This window comes from Micromonospora sp. NPDC049175, from assembly GCF_043197345.1.
Taxonomy (GTDB): domain Bacteria; phylum Actinomycetota; class Actinomycetes; order Mycobacteriales; family Micromonosporaceae; genus Micromonospora.
Genome location: NZ_JBICSY010000003.1, coordinates 547,520 through 562,840, shown reverse-complemented (window position 1 = coordinate 562,840; position 15,321 = coordinate 547,520). Strand labels below are relative to the sequence as shown.

Genomic DNA, 15,321 nt, shown 5'->3' with positions numbered 1-15,321 from the left:
AAGGCCCGGCCGGCTTCCGCCGGCCGGGCCGTGGCGCGGTCAGCTCACGTTTGCCGGGCCGAGGACGCTCTTCAGGTCACCCATCAGCGCGGTCGTCGCCGCCACCCGGAACGGGCCCAGCCGCAGGGTGGTGGTGCGCCCACCGTTCTGGAGTTTGACGTGCACCTCGGTGTCGCCGGGGTGCAGCACCAGGGTTTCCTTGAGCTTCTCCACGAGCGGTGGTGTGCACCGGTGCACCGGGATGGTGAGGGTGACCGGCTTGTTCGTGGCGCTGGTGCTGACGTCCGGCATGGACATGTCCATCGCCATGATCCGTGGGGTGTCGTCGCGGCGGTCGACCCGGCCCTTGACCACGACGATGGCGTCCTCGGCGATGTACTGCCCGATCACCTCGTAGGTGTTGGGGAAGAACAGCGTCTCCACCCCACCGGCCAGGTCTTCCAGGGTGGCCGAGGCCCAGGCGCGGCCCTGCTTGGTGACCCGGCGCTGCACCCCGGACAGGATGCCGGCGAGGGTGACGACCGCCCCGTCGGGCACCGCGCCGTCCTCGGCGAGGGAGGCGATCGTGGTGTCGGCCGCCGCGCCGAGGATGTGTTCCAGGCCGAACAGCGGGTGGTCGGAGACGTACAGGCCGAGCATCTCGCGCTCGAACGCCAACTTGTCGCGCTTGTCCCACTCGCTGTCGCCGATGGTCGGCATCACCGTGGTGCTGCCGGTGTCGGCGTCGCCGAAGCCGGCGCCGAAGAGGTCGTACTGGCCGACCGCCTCCTTGCGCTTCACGTCGGCGTACGCGTCGATGGCGTCCGCGTGCACCGCGAGCAGGCCCTTGCGGGGGTGGTCGAGGGAGTCGAACGCGCCGGCCTTGATCAGCGATTCGATCGTCTTCTTGTTGCAGACCACCGCGTCGACCTTGGACAGGAAGTCGTAGAAGTCGGCGTAGTCGCCCTTCTCCTCCCGGCACCGCATGATCGAGGCGACCACGTTCGCGCCGACGTTGCGCACCGCGGCCAGGCCGAAGCGGATGTCCCTGCCGACCGGGGTGAACGGCCCGGCCGAGGTGTTCACGTCCGGTGGCAGCACCTGGATGCGCATCCGGCGGCACTCGGACAGGTAGAGCGCCATCTTGTCCTTGTCGTCGCCGACGGACGTGAGCAGCCCCGCCATGTACTCGGCCGGGTAGTGCGCCTTCAGGTACGCGGTCCAGTAGGAGACCAGCCCGTACGCGGCGGAGTGCGCCTTGTTGAAGGCGTAGCCGGCGAACGGCACCAGGACGTCCCACACCGCCTGGATCGCCTCGTCGGAGTAGCCGCGCTCGCGGCAGCCGTCCCGGAACGGGATGAACTCCTTGTCGAGGATCTCCTTCTTCTTCTTACCCATGGCCCGGCGCAGCAGGTCCGCCTGACCGAGGGTGTAGCCGGCGAGGATCTGCGCGGCGCGCTGCACCTGCTCCTGGTAGACGATCAGGCCGTGGGTCGGCGCCAGGATCTCCCGCAGCGGCTCCTCCAGCTCCGGGTGGATCGGGGTGATCTCCTGGAGGCCGTTCTTGCGCAGCGCGTAGTTGGTGTGCGAGTCGACGCCCATCGGGCCGGGCCGGTACAGCGCCAGGACGGCAGAGATGTCCTCGAAGTTGTCCGGCTTCATCAGCCGCAGCAGCGAGCGCATCGGCCCACCGTCGAGCTGGAACACGCCCAGGGTGTCACCGCGGGCCAGCAGCTCGTACGCGGCCGGGTCGTCCAGCGGCAGGCCCAGCAGGTCGAGCTTGAGCCCGTGGTTGAGCTCGATGTTCTTGACGGCGTCGTCGATGATCGTCAGGTTGCGCAGGCCGAGGAAGTCCATCTTCAGCAGCCCGAGCGACTCGCAGGTCGGGTAGTCGAACTGCGTGATGATCGCCCCGTCGGCGTCGCGGCGCGTCAACGGGATGTGCTCGATGATCGGCTCGGCGGACATGATGACGCCGGCGGCGTGCACACCTGTCTGCCGGATCAGCCCCTCGATGCCCTTGGCCGTGTCGATCACCTTGCGGACGTCCGGGTCGGAGTCGTACAGGCCGCGGATCTCGCCGGCCTCGGCGTAGCGGGGGTGCTTGGTGTCGAAGATGCCGGTGAGCGGGATGTCCTTGCCCATCACGGCCGGCGGCATCGCCTTGGTGATCCGGTCGCCGACCGCGTACGGGAAACCGAGCACCCGGGCGGAGTCCTTGATCGCGGCCTTCGCCTTGATCGTGCCGAAGGTCGCGATCTGGGCGACCTTGTCCTCACCCCACTTGTCGGTAACGTACTTGATCACCTCACCGCGCCGGCGCTCGTCGAAGTCGATGTCGACATCCGGCATCGAGACGCGCTCGGGGTTGAGGAACCGCTCGAAGATCAGGCCGTGCTGGATCGGGTCCAGGTCGGTGATGCCCAGCGCGTACGCGACGAGGGAGCCGGCGGCCGAACCACGACCCGGACCGACCGAGATGCCCTGGCTCTTGGCCCACTGGATGAAGTCGGCGACCACGAGGAAGTACGACGGAAAGCCCATCTGGTTGATGACGCCCAGCTCGTACTCGGCCTGGACGACGTGCCCCTCCGGGATGCCGTTCGGGTAGCGGCGGGCCAGGCCGGCGAACGTCTCCTTGCGGAACCAGGACTCCTCGGTCTCCCCGTCGGGCACCGGGAAACGCGGCATCAGGTTGTGGAACTCGAACATGCCCTTCGGGTCGACCTTCTCGGCCACCAGCAGGGTGTTGCGGCAACCCTCCTGCCACAGCTCCGACGAGTCCACCGCGCGCATCTGGTCGGCGCTCTTGACGAAGTAGCCGCCACCCTCGAAGCGGAACCGGTTGGGGTCGTCGATGTTGCTGCCGGTCTGCACGCAGAGCAGCACGTCGTGGGCGGTGGCCTGCGCCTCGTGGGTGTAGTGCGAGTCGTTGGTGACCACCGGCGGGATGTCCAGCTTGCGGGCGATCTCGGTGAGCCCCTCGCGGACCCGGCTCTCGATGGAGAGGCCGTGATCCATGATCTCCAGGAAGTAGTTGTCCTTGCCGAAGATGTCCTGGTAGCTCGCCGCGACCTTGAGCGCCTCGTCGAACTGGCCCAGCCGCAGCCGGGTCTGCACCGCGCCGGACGGGCAGCCGGTGGTGGCCATGATCCCCTCGGCGTGCTCGGCGATCAGCTCCATGTCCATCCGGGGCCACTTGACGTAGTGCCCCTCCATGGACGCCCGCGAGTTGAGGGTGAACAGGTTCTTCAGGCCGCGCGCGTTCTTCGCCCACATGGTCTTGTGGGTGATCGCGCCGTTACCCGAGACGTCGTCGCTCTTCTGCTCCGGCCGACCCCACTTGACCCGCGCCTTGTGGTAGCGCGACTCCGGCGCCACGTACGCCTCGACGCCCAGGATCGGCGTGATCCCGGCGGCCATCGCCTGGTTGTAGAAGTCGTTCGCGCCGTGCATGTTGCCGTGGTCGGTGATCGCCACCGCCGGCATGCCCAACCGGTTGGCCTCGGCGAACAGGTCCTTGAGGCGGGCCGCTCCGTCGAGCATCGAGTATTCGGTGTGCACGTGCAGATGCGCGAACGAATCGGCCATGCCTGGCGCCCCCCGGCGGTGTGGATCTTGGTGGTCGGAGCCGACCGGGACCTACCCTACCGAGGTGATCTCGACGGCTCCACCGTCCGCGCCGACGGCCGTGGCCCTCGTCTCGTCAGCCGGGCAGTCCACCGAGCCCGCGTCTCCGCGGGACGGCAAATGAGCCTAGGCTCATCAGCATGGCGAGGTACTACGACGTGCACCCGGAGAACCCGCAGCCCCGGATCATCGGCCAGGTCGCCGACCTGATCCGCGGCGGTGGGCTGGTCGCCTACCCGACGGACTCCTGCTACGCGCTCGGCGTCCAGCTGGGCAACGCGGACGGGCTGGACCGGATCCGCCAGATCCGCCACCTCGACGACCGGCACCACTTCACGCTCGTCTGCCGGGACTTCGCGCAGCTCGGCCAGTTCGTCCAGATCAGCAACTCGGTCTTCCGCCTGGTCAAGGCGTCCACCCCGGGCAGCTACACCTTCATCCTGCCGGCCACCAAGGAGGTGCCCCGCCGGATGCTGCACCCGAAGAAGCGCACCGTCGGGGTGCGCGTACCCCGACACACAGTCACCCAGGCGCTGCTGGCCGAGCTGGGCGAGCCGCTGGTGTCGAGCACCCTGGTCCTGCCCGGCGACGACGAGCCGATGACCCAGGGGTGGGAGATCAAGGAACGGCTCGACCACCAGCTCGACGCGGTGCTCGACGCCGGCGACTGCGGCAAGGAGCCGACGACGGTGATCGACCTGTCCGGCCCGGAGCCGGAGATCCTGCGCCGGGGCGCCGGCGACGTGTCCCGCTTCGAGTAGCGCACGGGACCGCGTCGGGTGCCGGACCGAACGGGGGCGCACCGGCGTCACCGGTCGTACGCTCGGGGATCGGCACCGGCGAGCATTGGACACCCGGCATGCCCGACGCGGACGACATCGACGCCCTGGCCCGGTCCGCCGCGCACGGCGACCCGGCGGCGCTGGACGCCCTGCTGCTCGCGGTACGCCCCGAGGTGCTGCGGCTGTGCGCCCGGTTCCTGCCCAACCGGGAGGACGCCGAGGAGGCCTGCCAGGACACCCTGCTGGCGCTGGCCAACGGCATCACCCGGTTCGAGGGGCGCTCCTCGTTCCGCACCTGGCTGCACCGGCTGACCGCCAACCGGGCCCGCTCGACGTACCGCACGCTGCGCCGCCGCTGGCGCGTCGAGGCCGGCGGCGTACCCGTGCCCGAGCAGGCCGACCCGCGACGGACGAGCGTGGTCGCGGGCACCCGCCTCGACCTGCTCGACGCCTTCGACGCCGTCCGCCCCGACCTGGCCGAGGTGGTGGCCCTGCGCGACGTCCTCGGGCTGAGCTACCCCGAGATCGCGGCGCTGCTCGACGTGCCGGTGGGCACGGTGAAGTCCCGGCTGCACCTGGCCCGCCGACAGGTCCGGCAACGACTCGGCGGCTGAGCCAGCCATCGGCGATCGCGACCGGAGAGGGGGCCGCATGATCTCGCTGCGCCGTACCGTCGCCAGCGCCGTCACCGCCGTCGCGGCGACCGTGGCGGTCACCGCCTGCGGCACCGACGCGGTCTCGCCGTTGCCCGCCCAGCCCCGCGGTCCGTCCTCGCCAGCGGCGTCGGTGTCGGCGGGCACGACGACGCCGACGACGCCGGTGGCAACCGGCCGCACCGGGTCGCCCACCCGGCCGCCGTCGAGCGCCGGGCGGCCCGTGCCGCCGCCGCCCATCCCGACCAGGACAAGGGGTACGCCCCGCACGACTCCCCCGCCGACCGACGTGACGCCCGCCTGCCAGGGTGCGGTCCGCTACGACCTGCCGCTCGCCGAGACCGAGATCGAGTTGCTGAAATCGCTCTGCTTCGCCACCGGTGCGGTGCTGCGGATCCAGGGCATCGGGCCGGGCCTCGTCACCGTGGACCACCCCGAGCTGGTCTCCCAGCAGTACGAGGCGGGCGTGGTGGACATCCGCTTCGTGCGACCCGGCACCGTCGCCGTGACGATCCCCCAGGAGGGCCGGGAGCACACCATCACCGTGGTGGTCCGCTAGTGCGCCTACCGCAGGCGTACGCCGGCGAGCAGGGTGTCCACGAAGTCGGGTCCACTCTCCGCCGGCGGGGCGATCTGCACGTACACCAGGGCGGGTCGACCGGGGTGCAGGGCGGCCGACTCGACGATCTGCGGCCGACCCCGGTCGCAGCGGTACGCCACCACGGTCCACTCGACGCCGGCCTGCCGGGTGGCACGGGCCGGCGCTTGCGTGCAGTCGTCGTGCGTCCGCTCGGCCAGGAACCCGGCGGGTGTGGCGCGGGCCGCCGTGCTGGCGGAGAGGCCCACGAACGCGCCGGGCAGCCGGGGATCGGCGGCCCAGCGGCGGGGCTGCGGCGACATCACCAGCGCCGGTTCCGGTTCGCCGTCGGCACCGTACTGACCGGCCCAGGTCGCACCCGCGGCGGACCAGCCGGGCGGCACCGTCACGGTCAGCGGCCCGGTCGTGTACGTGCCGCCGACCGGGCGATCCGGCCCGACGCCACCCGGCTCGGCGGCCACCAGGCCCAGGACGGCGGTGGCCACTACGGCGGCCCCGGCCAGCCGCGACCGGTAGGAGCGGTGGCCCCGCGGCCGGGGTGCCGGCGGCTGCCGCACGGGACCCACCGCGGCAGGTCGTCCCACCGGGCCGCTCGCGCGGGCCGGCGCGGCAGGTCGTCCCACCGGGCCGCTCGCGCGCGCCAACGCGGCGTGCAGGGCCGCGGCGTCGGGATAGCGGTCGGCCGGGTGGTGGGCGGTGGCCTGGGCGAGCACCGCCGCGACCGCCGGCGGCACGTCCTCCCGCAGTCGCATCTCCGGAGCGTGCCGCGGCGGGTCGGGTCCGGCCGCAACACGCGGCGGGTCCGGCCTGGCCGCAACACGCGGCGGGTCGGGCCTGGCCGCAACACGCGGTCGGTCGGTTCCGGCGGCGGCACTCGGCGGGTCGGTGCCCAGGAGCCGGATGCCGAGTCGGCCGAGCCCGTACACGTCGGCGCGGGTGTCGACCACCGCGCCCGGGTCGTCCTGTTCGGGGGCCATGTAGCCGGGGGTGCCGGCGCGGGCGGTGAGGCCGGAGGCGGCGGCGAGCGCCTTGGCCAGGCCGAGGTCGGCGATCAGCACCCGTTCGGCGTCGGCGGGGTCGGCGGAGCGGAACAGGATGTTTCCCGGGGTGAGATCGCGGTGCACGACGCCGTGCCGGTGCAGCACGGCGACTCCGGCGCAGATCTCGCCGAGCAGCCGCAACGCGGCAGGCGTGGGGATCTCACCGGCGGCCAGGCGGTCCCGCAGGCTCCCGCCGTCGGCCCAGGCCAGGACGGCGTACGGCCGACCGTCGGGCAACTCACCGAGAGCGTGCACCCGGATCAGCCGCTCGTGCTCCAGCCGGCGCAGCAACCGGGCCTCGTCCAGGAACCGTTCCCGGACCCGCAGGTCGTGGCTCCAGTTCTCGGCCAGCACCTTGATCGCCACGTGCCCGTGGAGCAGCGGATCGTAGCCCAGCCAGACGGTCGCGAACGAGCCGACGCCGAGCAGTCGCTCGACGGCGTACGGGCCGATCCGCTGCGGAGCCGTCACCGCGTCACCCCCGGCCGGCGTTTCTCTGGAGAGTAGACCGGGTCGGTCGCGAACCCGACGAACCGTTGGCCCGGGCGCGGTGACTAACAGGGCAGGAGACCCACCACCGAAGGAGCCATCATGAACCGTCCCACGATCCTGCTCACCAGCGCCGCGTTGGCGTTCGGGACGCTCGTCGGCGTGACCGCCGCCGGCCCGGCGGCGGCAGCGCCCCGCACCGGCGGCACCGCACCCGCCTCGGCGCGCGGCCCGCTCGCCGCCGCTGTCGAGCACAGCCACCCGCAGGTGCTCAGCGTCGCCGGCGCCGGTGTGTACCGGATCGGCGCCAGCCTGAGCACGCTCACCGCGAACGGGCACATCGGCTGGACCGCTCCTGCCTGTGGCGGGGTGGTGCACGCGGGCTCGACCGGTTCCTGGGCCGGCGTGTTCGTGCTGGCCTTCCGCGACGGCCGGCTGGTGGAGGTGGGTACGGCCACCGCCCCGCCGCGGTCCCCCGCCGGGGCGGCGGTCGGCATGTCCTTCGCCGAGTTGGAGGAGATCTACGGCCGGCGGGGTTCGTTGATCCGCAACGACGCGGGGGACGCCGAGGCGTACCTCGTGCGGGTGGGCTCGCGGGTGGAGTTGTTCACCGGGCACCCGATCCGGCCGGGCGTGGGCTACTTCCAGGTCGGTCCGGCCAGCTTCGTCGAGCGGAACTTCCGGCAGGGTCCGGCCTGCTGAGCAGCGTCACCGTCGGGGCGTCCGGTTCGTCGCCGGGCGCCCCGCGTGCTGCCCGGCGCACCGGTCTGCGACCGACACGATGATGTCTCGCTAGACAACACTGTGTGGCACACAGTATGGTGTGACACATGGTTAGCGAGGACGTTCTACGGACGCACCTACAGGAGTTGCGTCGAGGCACCGTCGTGGTGGCCAGCCTGGTCGCGCTGCGCCGACCGAACTACGGCTACGCACTGCTGCAACGGCTCACCGACCACGGCTTCCCGGTCGACGCCAACACGCTCTACCCGCTGCTGCGCCGCCTGGAGGACCAGGGGCTGCTGACCAGCGAGTGGAACACCGCGGAGAGCCGACCGCGCAAGTTCTACCGGACCAGCGACGAGGGCGAGTCGATGCTGAGCCGGATGCTCGACGACCTCGCCGCCGTGCAGGCCTCCATCACCGGGCTGATCCAAGGAGTGGACCGATGAACACCCTGACCAACCGCTACCTCGCCGCCACCCTGCGCTCGGTGCCCGCCCAGCGCCGCGACGAGATCGCCACCGAGCTGCGGGCCTCCATCGACGACATGATCGAGGGCCGCACCGACGGCGGCGCGGACCCCGTCACCGCCGAGCGGGAGGTGCTCACCGAACTGGGCAACCCGGACGTGCTGGCCGCCCGGTACGCCGACCGCCAGCTTCAGCTCATCGGCCCGACCTACTACCTGCTCTGGCTGCGGCTGCTGAAGCTGCTGCTCAGCTTCATCCCGGCACTCGCCGGCACCGTCGTCACCGTCGTCGAAGCCGCCGAGGGCAAGGGCTTCGGGGCCATCGGACCCGGCCTCGTCGTCGCCCTGCACGTGACAGTGCACATCTGCTTCTGGCTCACCCTGGTCTTCGTCCTCATCGAGCGCTCCCAGTCGGGTGTGGACGTGCCGGAGTGGAACCTCGACGATCTGCCCGACACCCCGGTGCGCCGGGGCATCCCGCTCGCCGACACCATCGCGTCGGTGATCATGTCGGTGGCGACCATCGGGTACGTCTTCCTGCAGCACTTCCAGTCCTGGGTGCCCAGCACCGACGGCGACAACGTTCCGATCCTCGACCCGGACCTGTGGTCGTTCTGGCTGCCGGCGCTGATCGTCGTGCTGGTCGCCAGCGTGATCTTCGAGGTCGTCAAGTACCGGATCGGGCGCTGGACCTGGGCCCTGTTCGGCACCAAGGTCCTGCTCGACCTGGCGTTCACGGTGCCGCTGGCGTGGCTGGCGCTCACCGACCGGCTGCTCAACCCGGCCCTGGGCCTGCGCCTGACCTGGTTGGCCGAGGCGGACAACCGGGAGTCCCTCGGCCTGGCCATCGCGGTGGGTGCGGTAGCGGTCGTGGTCTGGGACCTGGTCGACACCGCGATCAAGACCCGCCGTCAGACGGCGTGACCGACGCCCGACACCGGTGGCCCGCCGCGTACCTCGCGTCGGGCCACCGCCCGTTGGCCCGGTCCGACGGCACCGGTCCGCCCACTCGCCGGCCGTGGCGGGCGGCGTGGCATCGTTCCCGGATGACCGTGGCACCGCGAGACGAATGGCGCCGTCCGGCTCCGACCGCCCGGCAGCGCCGCCACGACCTCTGGATCGGTCTGGGGATGAGCGCGCTGGCGCTGGTCAGCCTCACCCTGGCCCGCAGCACCGGGGCGTTCCTGCTGGGCCCGCCGCCGTCCGGGGCGGAGCAACTGTTCTGGGCCGTCGCGGTGACGCTGCCGCTGATCTGGCGGCGGCGCTGGCCGGTGGCGATCCTGCTGATCGTCTCGATGGCGTTCATCGCCGCGCAGGCACGATCGGCCCCGGAGACCCAGTGCTCCGCCTGGGCGTTGTTCTGCGCCCTCTACACCGTCGGCGCCTGGGGGCAGGACCGTCGACGGGCCCGCCGGGCGCGGATCGGCGTGATCGCCACGATGTTCACCTGGCTGGGGATCTACTACGCGACGATGATCGACCACATTCCACCCGGGACCTTCGACGACGCGGTCGGGCCGGTGCCACCCGTGCTCGCCGCGATGGTCACCGGCGCCCTGCTCAACGTGCTGGTCTTCGGCTTCGCGTGGTTCTTCGGTGAGACCGCCTGGGTGGCCGCGTGCCGCGAACACGAGCTGCGCACCCAGGCCGAGGACCTGCGTCGGTCGCAGACCGAGTCCCGGGAACGGGCGGTGCTCGGCGAACGGGTCCGGATCGCCCGGGAGCTGCACGACGTGGTCGCCCACCACGTGTCGGTGATGGGAGTGCAGGCGTCCGCCTGCCGCCGGGTGTTCGACCGCGACCCCGGCAAGGCCCGCACCGCGCTCACCGCCATCGAGCAGAGCGCCCGCACCGCCGTCGACGAGCTACGCCGGATGCTGGGCGTGCTGCGGACCACCGGCACCGTCGGCGCCGGGCCGCCGGCCGGCGGCGGCGTCGACCGGATCGGCGAGCTTGTCGAACGGGCTCGGGCCGCGGGCCTGACGGCAACCCTCGGGGTGTACGGCGACCCGGTCGCGCTGCCCGAATCGGTCTCCCAGGCGGTGTACCGGGTGACGCAGGAGGCGGTGACGAACACCCTGAAGCACGCCGGTGCGGACCTGCTGGACGTGCGGGTCCGCTACCTGGCCCGGGAGGTGGAGGTGGACGTGACCGACAACGGACGAGCCAGCGGCCGGGTCGCCGCCGTCGGGCTGGGCCTGATCGGGATGCGCGAACGGGTCGCCGCACACGACGGCGACCTGGAGGCCGGGCCGCGGGCCGGCGGCGGATGGCGGGTACGCGCCCGCTTCCCGCTGGCGACGGCCGACCCGCCCGGCGACGCGCGACGGGAACCGCACCACGAGCGGGAACCGCACCACGAGCCGGAACCGCACCACGAGCCGGAACCGCGCTACGAACGCCAGCCGGCCGTCGACGCGAAGCTCCCGGCATGAGCGCCGCCCCAACCCACGAGACGTCGGATCCGGGTCAGAGGATCCGGGTGCTACTTGCCGACGACCAGCATCTCGTCCGCACCGGCTTCCGGGTCATCCTGGAGGTGGAGGACGACATCGAGGTGGTCGGCGAGGCCGCCGACGGCGAACGAGCCGTCGTCATGACCCGGGCCACCCGCCCCGACGTCGTACTCATGGACGTGGAGATGCCCGGGATGGACGGCCTGGAGGCCACCCGGCAGCTCACCGCCGACGGGCCCGGTGGGCCCGCGGTGCTGATCCTCACGACCTTCGACCGCGACGACTACCTGTTCGCCGCCCTGCGGGCCGGGGCCAGCGGTTTCCTGTTGAAGAACGGCACACCGGAGGAGCTGATCGAGGCGATCCGGGTGCTGGCCAGGGGCGATGGCCTGCTCGCCCCGGAGATCACCCGCCGGGTGATCTCCACGTTCGCCCGTCCCGGAGACCCGGCGGGCACCGCCCACCGGGGGCCGGAGGCGGACGCCGCGCTGGCCGGGCTGACTCCACGGGAACGGGAGGTGCTGGTGCTGCTCGCCGCCGGGTCGAGCAACGCGGAGATCGCCGCGGCCATCCACCTGGGCGAGGCGACCGTGAAGACACACGTCAGTCGGGTGCTGGCCAAACTCGGCCTGCGCGACCGGGTGCAGGCGGTGGTGTTCGCGTACGAGAACGGGGTGGTCCGGCCCGGCGGGTGACCACCATCCGTCGCACGGCGGACCGCCCGCTCACCCATCGGGCGGACGGCGGGGCGGGGTATTCGATCTAGCGTGGGACCGTGACCAGATCGCTTCGCCTCGACGGCATCGACCGCAGCTTCGGCGACCGGCAGGTGCTCAGAAATGTGTCCTTCGAGGTGGTCGCCGGCCGGATGACCGGCTTCGTGGGCGCCAACGGCGCCGGCAAGACCACCGCCATGCGCATCATCCTGGGTGTGCTCGCCCCCGACGCCGGTGAGGTGAGCTGGGGTGGCGCCCCGCTGACCCGCCAGGACCGGCGACGCTTCGGCTACATGCCGGAGGAGCGGGGCCTCTACCCGAAGATGACGACCCGGGAGCAGGTGACGTACCTGGGCCGGCTGCACGGCCTGGACGCACCCGCCGCCCGGCGGGCCACCGACGCTCTGCTGGACCGGGTCGGCCTCGGTGAACGCGGCGACGACCTGCTGGAGACGCTGTCGCTGGGCAACCAGCAACGCGCGCAGATCGCGGCCGCGCTCGTGCACGACCCCGAGGTGCTGGTGCTCGACGAGCCGTTCTCCGGCCTCGACCCCCTCGCTGTCGACACCGTCGTCACCGTGCTGCGGGAGCGGGCCTCGGCCGGTGCGCCGGTGCTCTTCTCCAGCCACCAGCTCGACGTCGTGGAACGCCTCTGCGATGACCTGGTGATCATCGCGGACGGGGTGATCCGGGCCGCCGGCGGCCGCCAGCAGCTACGCGACTCGTACACCGTGCCCCGCTACGAGTTGGTGGTGGCGAACGACGCCGGTTGGGTACGCGACCAACCCGGGGTGACAGTGGTCGAGCTGGACGGCCCGCGCGTGGTCTTCGACCTGCCGGCCGGCGCCGACGAACAGCCCGTGCTGCAGGCGGCCCTCGCGCGCGGTCCGGTGCGCGCCTTCGGCCCGGTCAGCCCCTCGCTCACCGAGATCTTCCGAGAGGTCACCCAGTGAACATCACCCAGGCCACCCGGCTGGTCGCCGAACGGGAGATCCGCGTCAAGCTGCGCGACCGCACCTTCCTGTTCGGCACACTCTTCTTCCTACTGATCGCGGCGGCGGGCACCATCCTGCCGCCGCTGCTCTCCGGCGGGCCGTCCACGGTGGCGGTGACCGAGAGCGCGGCCGGTCCCCTGCGCGCCGCCGGCCTGGAGGTCCGGGTGGTCGCCGACGACCGGGCCGCCGAGCAGGCCGTCCGCGACAACGACGTGGACGCCGCGGTGGTCGCCGGACCGGCGGTGCTGGCCATGGAGGAAGCCCCCGACGACGTGGTGAAGGCCCTGAGCAGCCAGCCCACCGTACGGCTGCTCGACCCGGACGCGGTGGACCCGGTGGTGGCGTTCCTGGTGCCGTTCGTCTTCGCGTTCGTCTTCTTCATCACCTCGCAGACGTTCGGGGTGCAGATCGCGCAGAGCGTCATCGAGGAGAAGCAGACCCGGATCGTGGAGATCCTGGTCGCCGCCGTGCCGGTACGCGCGTTGCTGGCCGGAAAGGTGGTGGCCGGCGCCATCCTGGCGTTCGCGCAGATCGCGTTGATCGCGGTGGTGGCGGTGATCGGGCTCCAGATGGGCGACAGTGGCGGTCTGCTCAGCCTGCTCGCCCCGGCGATCGGCTGGTTCGTGCCGTTCTTCCTCGTCGGTTTCGTGCTGCTCGCGGCGATGTGGGCGGCGGCCGGCGCGCTGGCCAACCGGCAGGAGGACATCGCGGCGGTGTCGACGCCCGTGCAGTTCGCCGTGATGCTGCCGTTCTTCGCGGTGATCTTCCTGAACGACAACGACACCGCGATGCGGGTGCTGTCCTACCTGCCGTTCTCGTCGCCCACGGCCATGCCGCTGCGGCTGTTCACGGGTGACGCCGCCGGGTGGGAGCCGGTCGTCTCGCTCGTCATCCTGCTGCTCGCCGCCGGCGCGTTCCTGCTCGCCGGCGCCCGGGTGTACGAGGGCTCGCTGCTGCGCACCAACGGCCGGACCTCCCTGCGGACCGCGTGGCGGGAGCGGGAGACGATCGGCTGAGCCGTCAGCCCCGGCGGGCGTCGGTGTCCTGGTCGGACGCCGACGCCCGTTTCGGGCTCAGCGGGCCGGCGGCACCTGGTCGCAGCGGGCCGGGAGACCTGGTCAGCGGGTGGGCGGCACCTGGTCCCAGCCGGCCGGCAGTGGGGGCGCCGACCAGGACGGGTCGGGCTGCCACGTCGCCCACGCCGGGTCCCACCAGCGCTCCCCCGCGTCGAGCAACGCCGCGATCCGGTCACCCTCGGCCTGGATGGCATCCCCCATGCCCGGGTAGCGCCCCTCGACGAGGCGCTCGGCGAAGATCTCCACGTCCTTCCAGACGTAGGCGTCGGCGTCCGCGCCCCACCACAGGTCCAGCTCGTGGTCGAGAGTGTCCACCCCGATCGGCGTACGCCGGAACGGGTCCTGGAGGTTGAAGTACCAGCCGGCGAAGTCACGCCCGGGGCCGGTCCAGAACACGTCGACCGAGTGCGCCTCGCCGGGGCGTTGCAGCATCAGCTTGCCGTGCCCCGACCACGAGCGGTGCCCGGCGGTCTCCCACGGGTGGCGGCCACACGGGAAGACGCCTGTCGTCGGGAAGCCGAACTCCGCCCCCGGCGGGAGGTAGAGGGCGAGCAGGTCGGGCGAGTCCTCGACGCAGATCGTCGGACAGCCGAACCACACCTCGCCGCGCAGGATCTCACGCCGGACGACCACGTCACCCGGCGCGAACCGCTGTGCCACCAACTCCCCCACCTCCACGTTCGCCGGCACCGCCTGGTCAACTCGGCAGCGCGACGCTTAACTGAGATCAATCCAGTAGTCCAAGTCGACCAGGTCGGCACGCCTCACAATGTGTGCCACCTCGACCACCCGCTCACCGACGTACGTCTGTCGAGTGATCACTACTACGTGAACCCCGGCAGGAATGCGTAGGGCTTCAGCCTCATCAGACGAAGGCAGCCTCCATCGTGGACGTTCACGGACGCCCGTGATGGTGTGCCCGAGGCTGTAGAGCTGCGACGTATTGCCGCCCGGCCATGGCTCGTTATCAGGATCGGCAACCGGAGTGCCAGCGACCATGTCGAGCAGTAGGCATGAGACGGACATCTGCTGCGGCGCACCATGAGTGCGGAAGCGGAGATGACGTTCGAGAAGCATCGTGCCTGGCTCTACGCCGAACAACTCTGCTACCGCCTCGGTAGCCGGCACCTCGCGGAAGTCCTTGTCCAGGCTGTACGCAGCCCAGTCGACCTGCTGATCAGCGGTGAAGGACGTACCAAGCTCACCACTACGAACCTGCTCAAGCTCCTTGCGATACCGCTCAGAAGCGAGTCTCCGCACAGGCATCACCGGCCTGGCGTAGGTTCCACGTCCCACTTCGGTCAGAACCAAGCCTTCGGACCGCAGCAGCGCCAGGGCTTCACGAACGGTTCCCCGTGCGACTGAGAACTCAGCCATCAGGGTCGATTCACTGGGCAGCAAGGAGCCAGGTGGGATCACGCCAGCCTCGATGCGGCGGCGCAGTTCGTCGGCAACCAGCCGGTATCGGCGGGGTGGTACGTGCGGGGTAGGCACGCCCGTCACCGTACTCCCGATCTTCTTGAGCCCTCACTTGCCACGACACGAACAGTACCTGTCTAGACAGGCTGCATAGACAGGCTTACCGTTGCGAGTGTGGCCGGCACGCAGAGTGATCTAGGGGTAGGCACTCCGTGCCGGCCACCCAGGGACTCTCGGGAGGCAGAACCGTGCGCCGTTGGAAGTGGTTTCAGAGACCTGATGAGCCGATCGACGTC

Annotated in this window: 14 protein-coding genes; 10 read left to right on the top strand and 4 right to left on the bottom strand. The window is 71.3% G+C overall.

The window, feature by feature from the left end; all coding sequences use genetic code 11:
- Positions 1-39: 39 nt before the first annotated feature.
- Positions 40-3,570 carry a DNA polymerase III subunit alpha gene (gene dnaE / locus ACGFH8_RS16465; RefSeq protein WP_393367729.1) on the bottom strand — a complete coding sequence of 1,177 codons (3,531 nt, stop codon included), beginning with the start codon at positions 3,568-3,570 and terminating at the stop codon, positions 40-42.
- 179 nt (positions 3,571-3,749) lie between these two features.
- On the opposite strand from dnaE, the gene ACGFH8_RS16460 reads away from it, so the two are divergent.
- The 3 genes from ACGFH8_RS16460 (at position 3,750) to ACGFH8_RS16450 (ending at position 5,603) form a co-directional block, all read left to right on the top strand.
- Positions 3,750-4,370 (top strand): L-threonylcarbamoyladenylate synthase, encoded by a 621-nt coding sequence (locus ACGFH8_RS16460; RefSeq protein WP_393367727.1) that lies wholly within the window; start codon positions 3,750-3,752, stop codon positions 4,368-4,370.
- Between the two features lie 98 nt (positions 4,371-4,468).
- A complete protein-coding gene (locus ACGFH8_RS16455) occupies positions 4,469-5,005 on the top strand; it encodes an RNA polymerase sigma factor (protein ID WP_393367725.1) in 537 nt (178 codons plus the stop codon).
- 37 nt (positions 5,006-5,042) lie between these two features.
- Positions 5,043-5,603: a hypothetical protein gene (locus ACGFH8_RS16450; protein ID WP_393367723.1), complete on the top strand. Its 561-nt coding sequence runs from the start codon at positions 5,043-5,045 to the stop codon at positions 5,601-5,603.
- 5 nt (positions 5,604-5,608) lie between these two features.
- Here ACGFH8_RS16450 and ACGFH8_RS16445 read toward each other — a convergent pair whose 3' ends face one another.
- The gene (locus ACGFH8_RS16445; protein WP_393367722.1) at positions 5,609-7,153 is read right to left on the bottom strand and encodes a protein kinase; all 1,545 of its coding nucleotides are present in this window, start codon (positions 7,151-7,153) and stop codon (positions 5,609-5,611) included.
- Between the two features lie 120 nt (positions 7,154-7,273).
- On the opposite strand from ACGFH8_RS16445, the gene ACGFH8_RS16440 reads away from it, so the two are divergent.
- From ACGFH8_RS16440 to ACGFH8_RS16410, 7 genes are all read left to right on the top strand, one after another.
- Positions 7,274-7,873: a hypothetical protein gene (locus ACGFH8_RS16440; protein WP_393367720.1), complete on the top strand. Its 600-nt coding sequence runs from the start codon at positions 7,274-7,276 to the stop codon at positions 7,871-7,873.
- A 128-nt stretch (positions 7,874-8,001) separates the two neighbouring features.
- Complete coding sequence (locus ACGFH8_RS16435) at positions 8,002-8,343, top strand: PadR family transcriptional regulator (RefSeq protein ID WP_393367719.1); 342 nt, start codon at positions 8,002-8,004, stop codon at positions 8,341-8,343.
- On the top strand, positions 8,340-9,287 hold the full coding sequence (locus ACGFH8_RS16430) for a permease prefix domain 1-containing protein (RefSeq protein ID WP_393367717.1): 948 nt from the start codon (positions 8,340-8,342) through the stop codon (positions 9,285-9,287). The genes ACGFH8_RS16435 and ACGFH8_RS16430 overlap by 4 nt, the downstream gene beginning before the upstream one ends.
- Before the next feature lie 122 nt (positions 9,288-9,409).
- On the top strand, positions 9,410-10,798 hold the full coding sequence (locus ACGFH8_RS16425; protein ID WP_393367715.1) for a sensor histidine kinase: 1,389 nt from the start codon (positions 9,410-9,412) through the stop codon (positions 10,796-10,798).
- Positions 10,795-11,514 (top strand): response regulator, encoded by a 720-nt coding sequence (locus tag ACGFH8_RS16420; RefSeq protein ID WP_393367714.1) that lies wholly within the window; start codon positions 10,795-10,797, stop codon positions 11,512-11,514. The genes ACGFH8_RS16425 and ACGFH8_RS16420 overlap by 4 nt, the downstream gene beginning before the upstream one ends.
- Before the next feature lie 80 nt (positions 11,515-11,594).
- Positions 11,595-12,488, top strand: a complete 894-nt coding sequence (locus ACGFH8_RS16415) for an ABC transporter ATP-binding protein (protein WP_393367712.1) — start codon at positions 11,595-11,597, stop codon at positions 12,486-12,488.
- A complete protein-coding gene (locus tag ACGFH8_RS16410) occupies positions 12,485-13,546 on the top strand; it encodes an ABC transporter permease (protein ID WP_393367710.1) in 1,062 nt (353 codons plus the stop codon). The genes ACGFH8_RS16415 and ACGFH8_RS16410 overlap by 4 nt, the downstream gene beginning before the upstream one ends.
- A gap of 102 nt (positions 13,547-13,648) precedes the next feature.
- Here the strand turns inward: ACGFH8_RS16410 and ACGFH8_RS16405 are convergent, their stop codons facing one another.
- The gene (locus tag ACGFH8_RS16405) at positions 13,649-14,296 is read right to left on the bottom strand and encodes a DUF402 domain-containing protein (protein WP_393367708.1); all 648 of its coding nucleotides are present in this window, start codon (positions 14,294-14,296) and stop codon (positions 13,649-13,651) included.
- Between the two features lie 27 nt (positions 14,297-14,323).
- Entirely contained in the window at positions 14,324-15,100 is a 777-nt protein-coding gene (locus ACGFH8_RS16400) for a GntR family transcriptional regulator (protein WP_393367707.1), read from the bottom strand.
- Positions 15,101-15,321 lie beyond the last annotated feature (221 nt).

Coding starts and splice junctions, on each gene's coding strand:
- dnaE (WP_393367729.1), bottom strand. CDS start 3,570: ATGGCCGATTCGTTCGCGCATCTGCACGTGCACACCGAATACTCGATG.
- ACGFH8_RS16460 (WP_393367727.1), top strand. CDS start 3,750: ATGGCGAGGTACTACGACGTGCACCCGGAGAACCCGCAGCCCCGGATC.
- ACGFH8_RS16455 (WP_393367725.1), top strand. CDS start 4,469: ATGCCCGACGCGGACGACATCGACGCCCTGGCCCGGTCCGCCGCGCAC.
- ACGFH8_RS16450 (WP_393367723.1), top strand. CDS start 5,043: ATGATCTCGCTGCGCCGTACCGTCGCCAGCGCCGTCACCGCCGTCGCG.
- ACGFH8_RS16440 (WP_393367720.1), top strand. CDS start 7,274: ATGAACCGTCCCACGATCCTGCTCACCAGCGCCGCGTTGGCGTTCGGG.
- ACGFH8_RS16435 (WP_393367719.1), top strand. CDS start 8,002: ATGGTTAGCGAGGACGTTCTACGGACGCACCTACAGGAGTTGCGTCGA.
- ACGFH8_RS16430 (WP_393367717.1), top strand. CDS start 8,340: ATGAACACCCTGACCAACCGCTACCTCGCCGCCACCCTGCGCTCGGTG.
- ACGFH8_RS16425 (WP_393367715.1), top strand. CDS start 9,410: ATGACCGTGGCACCGCGAGACGAATGGCGCCGTCCGGCTCCGACCGCC.
- ACGFH8_RS16420 (WP_393367714.1), top strand. CDS start 10,795: ATGAGCGCCGCCCCAACCCACGAGACGTCGGATCCGGGTCAGAGGATC.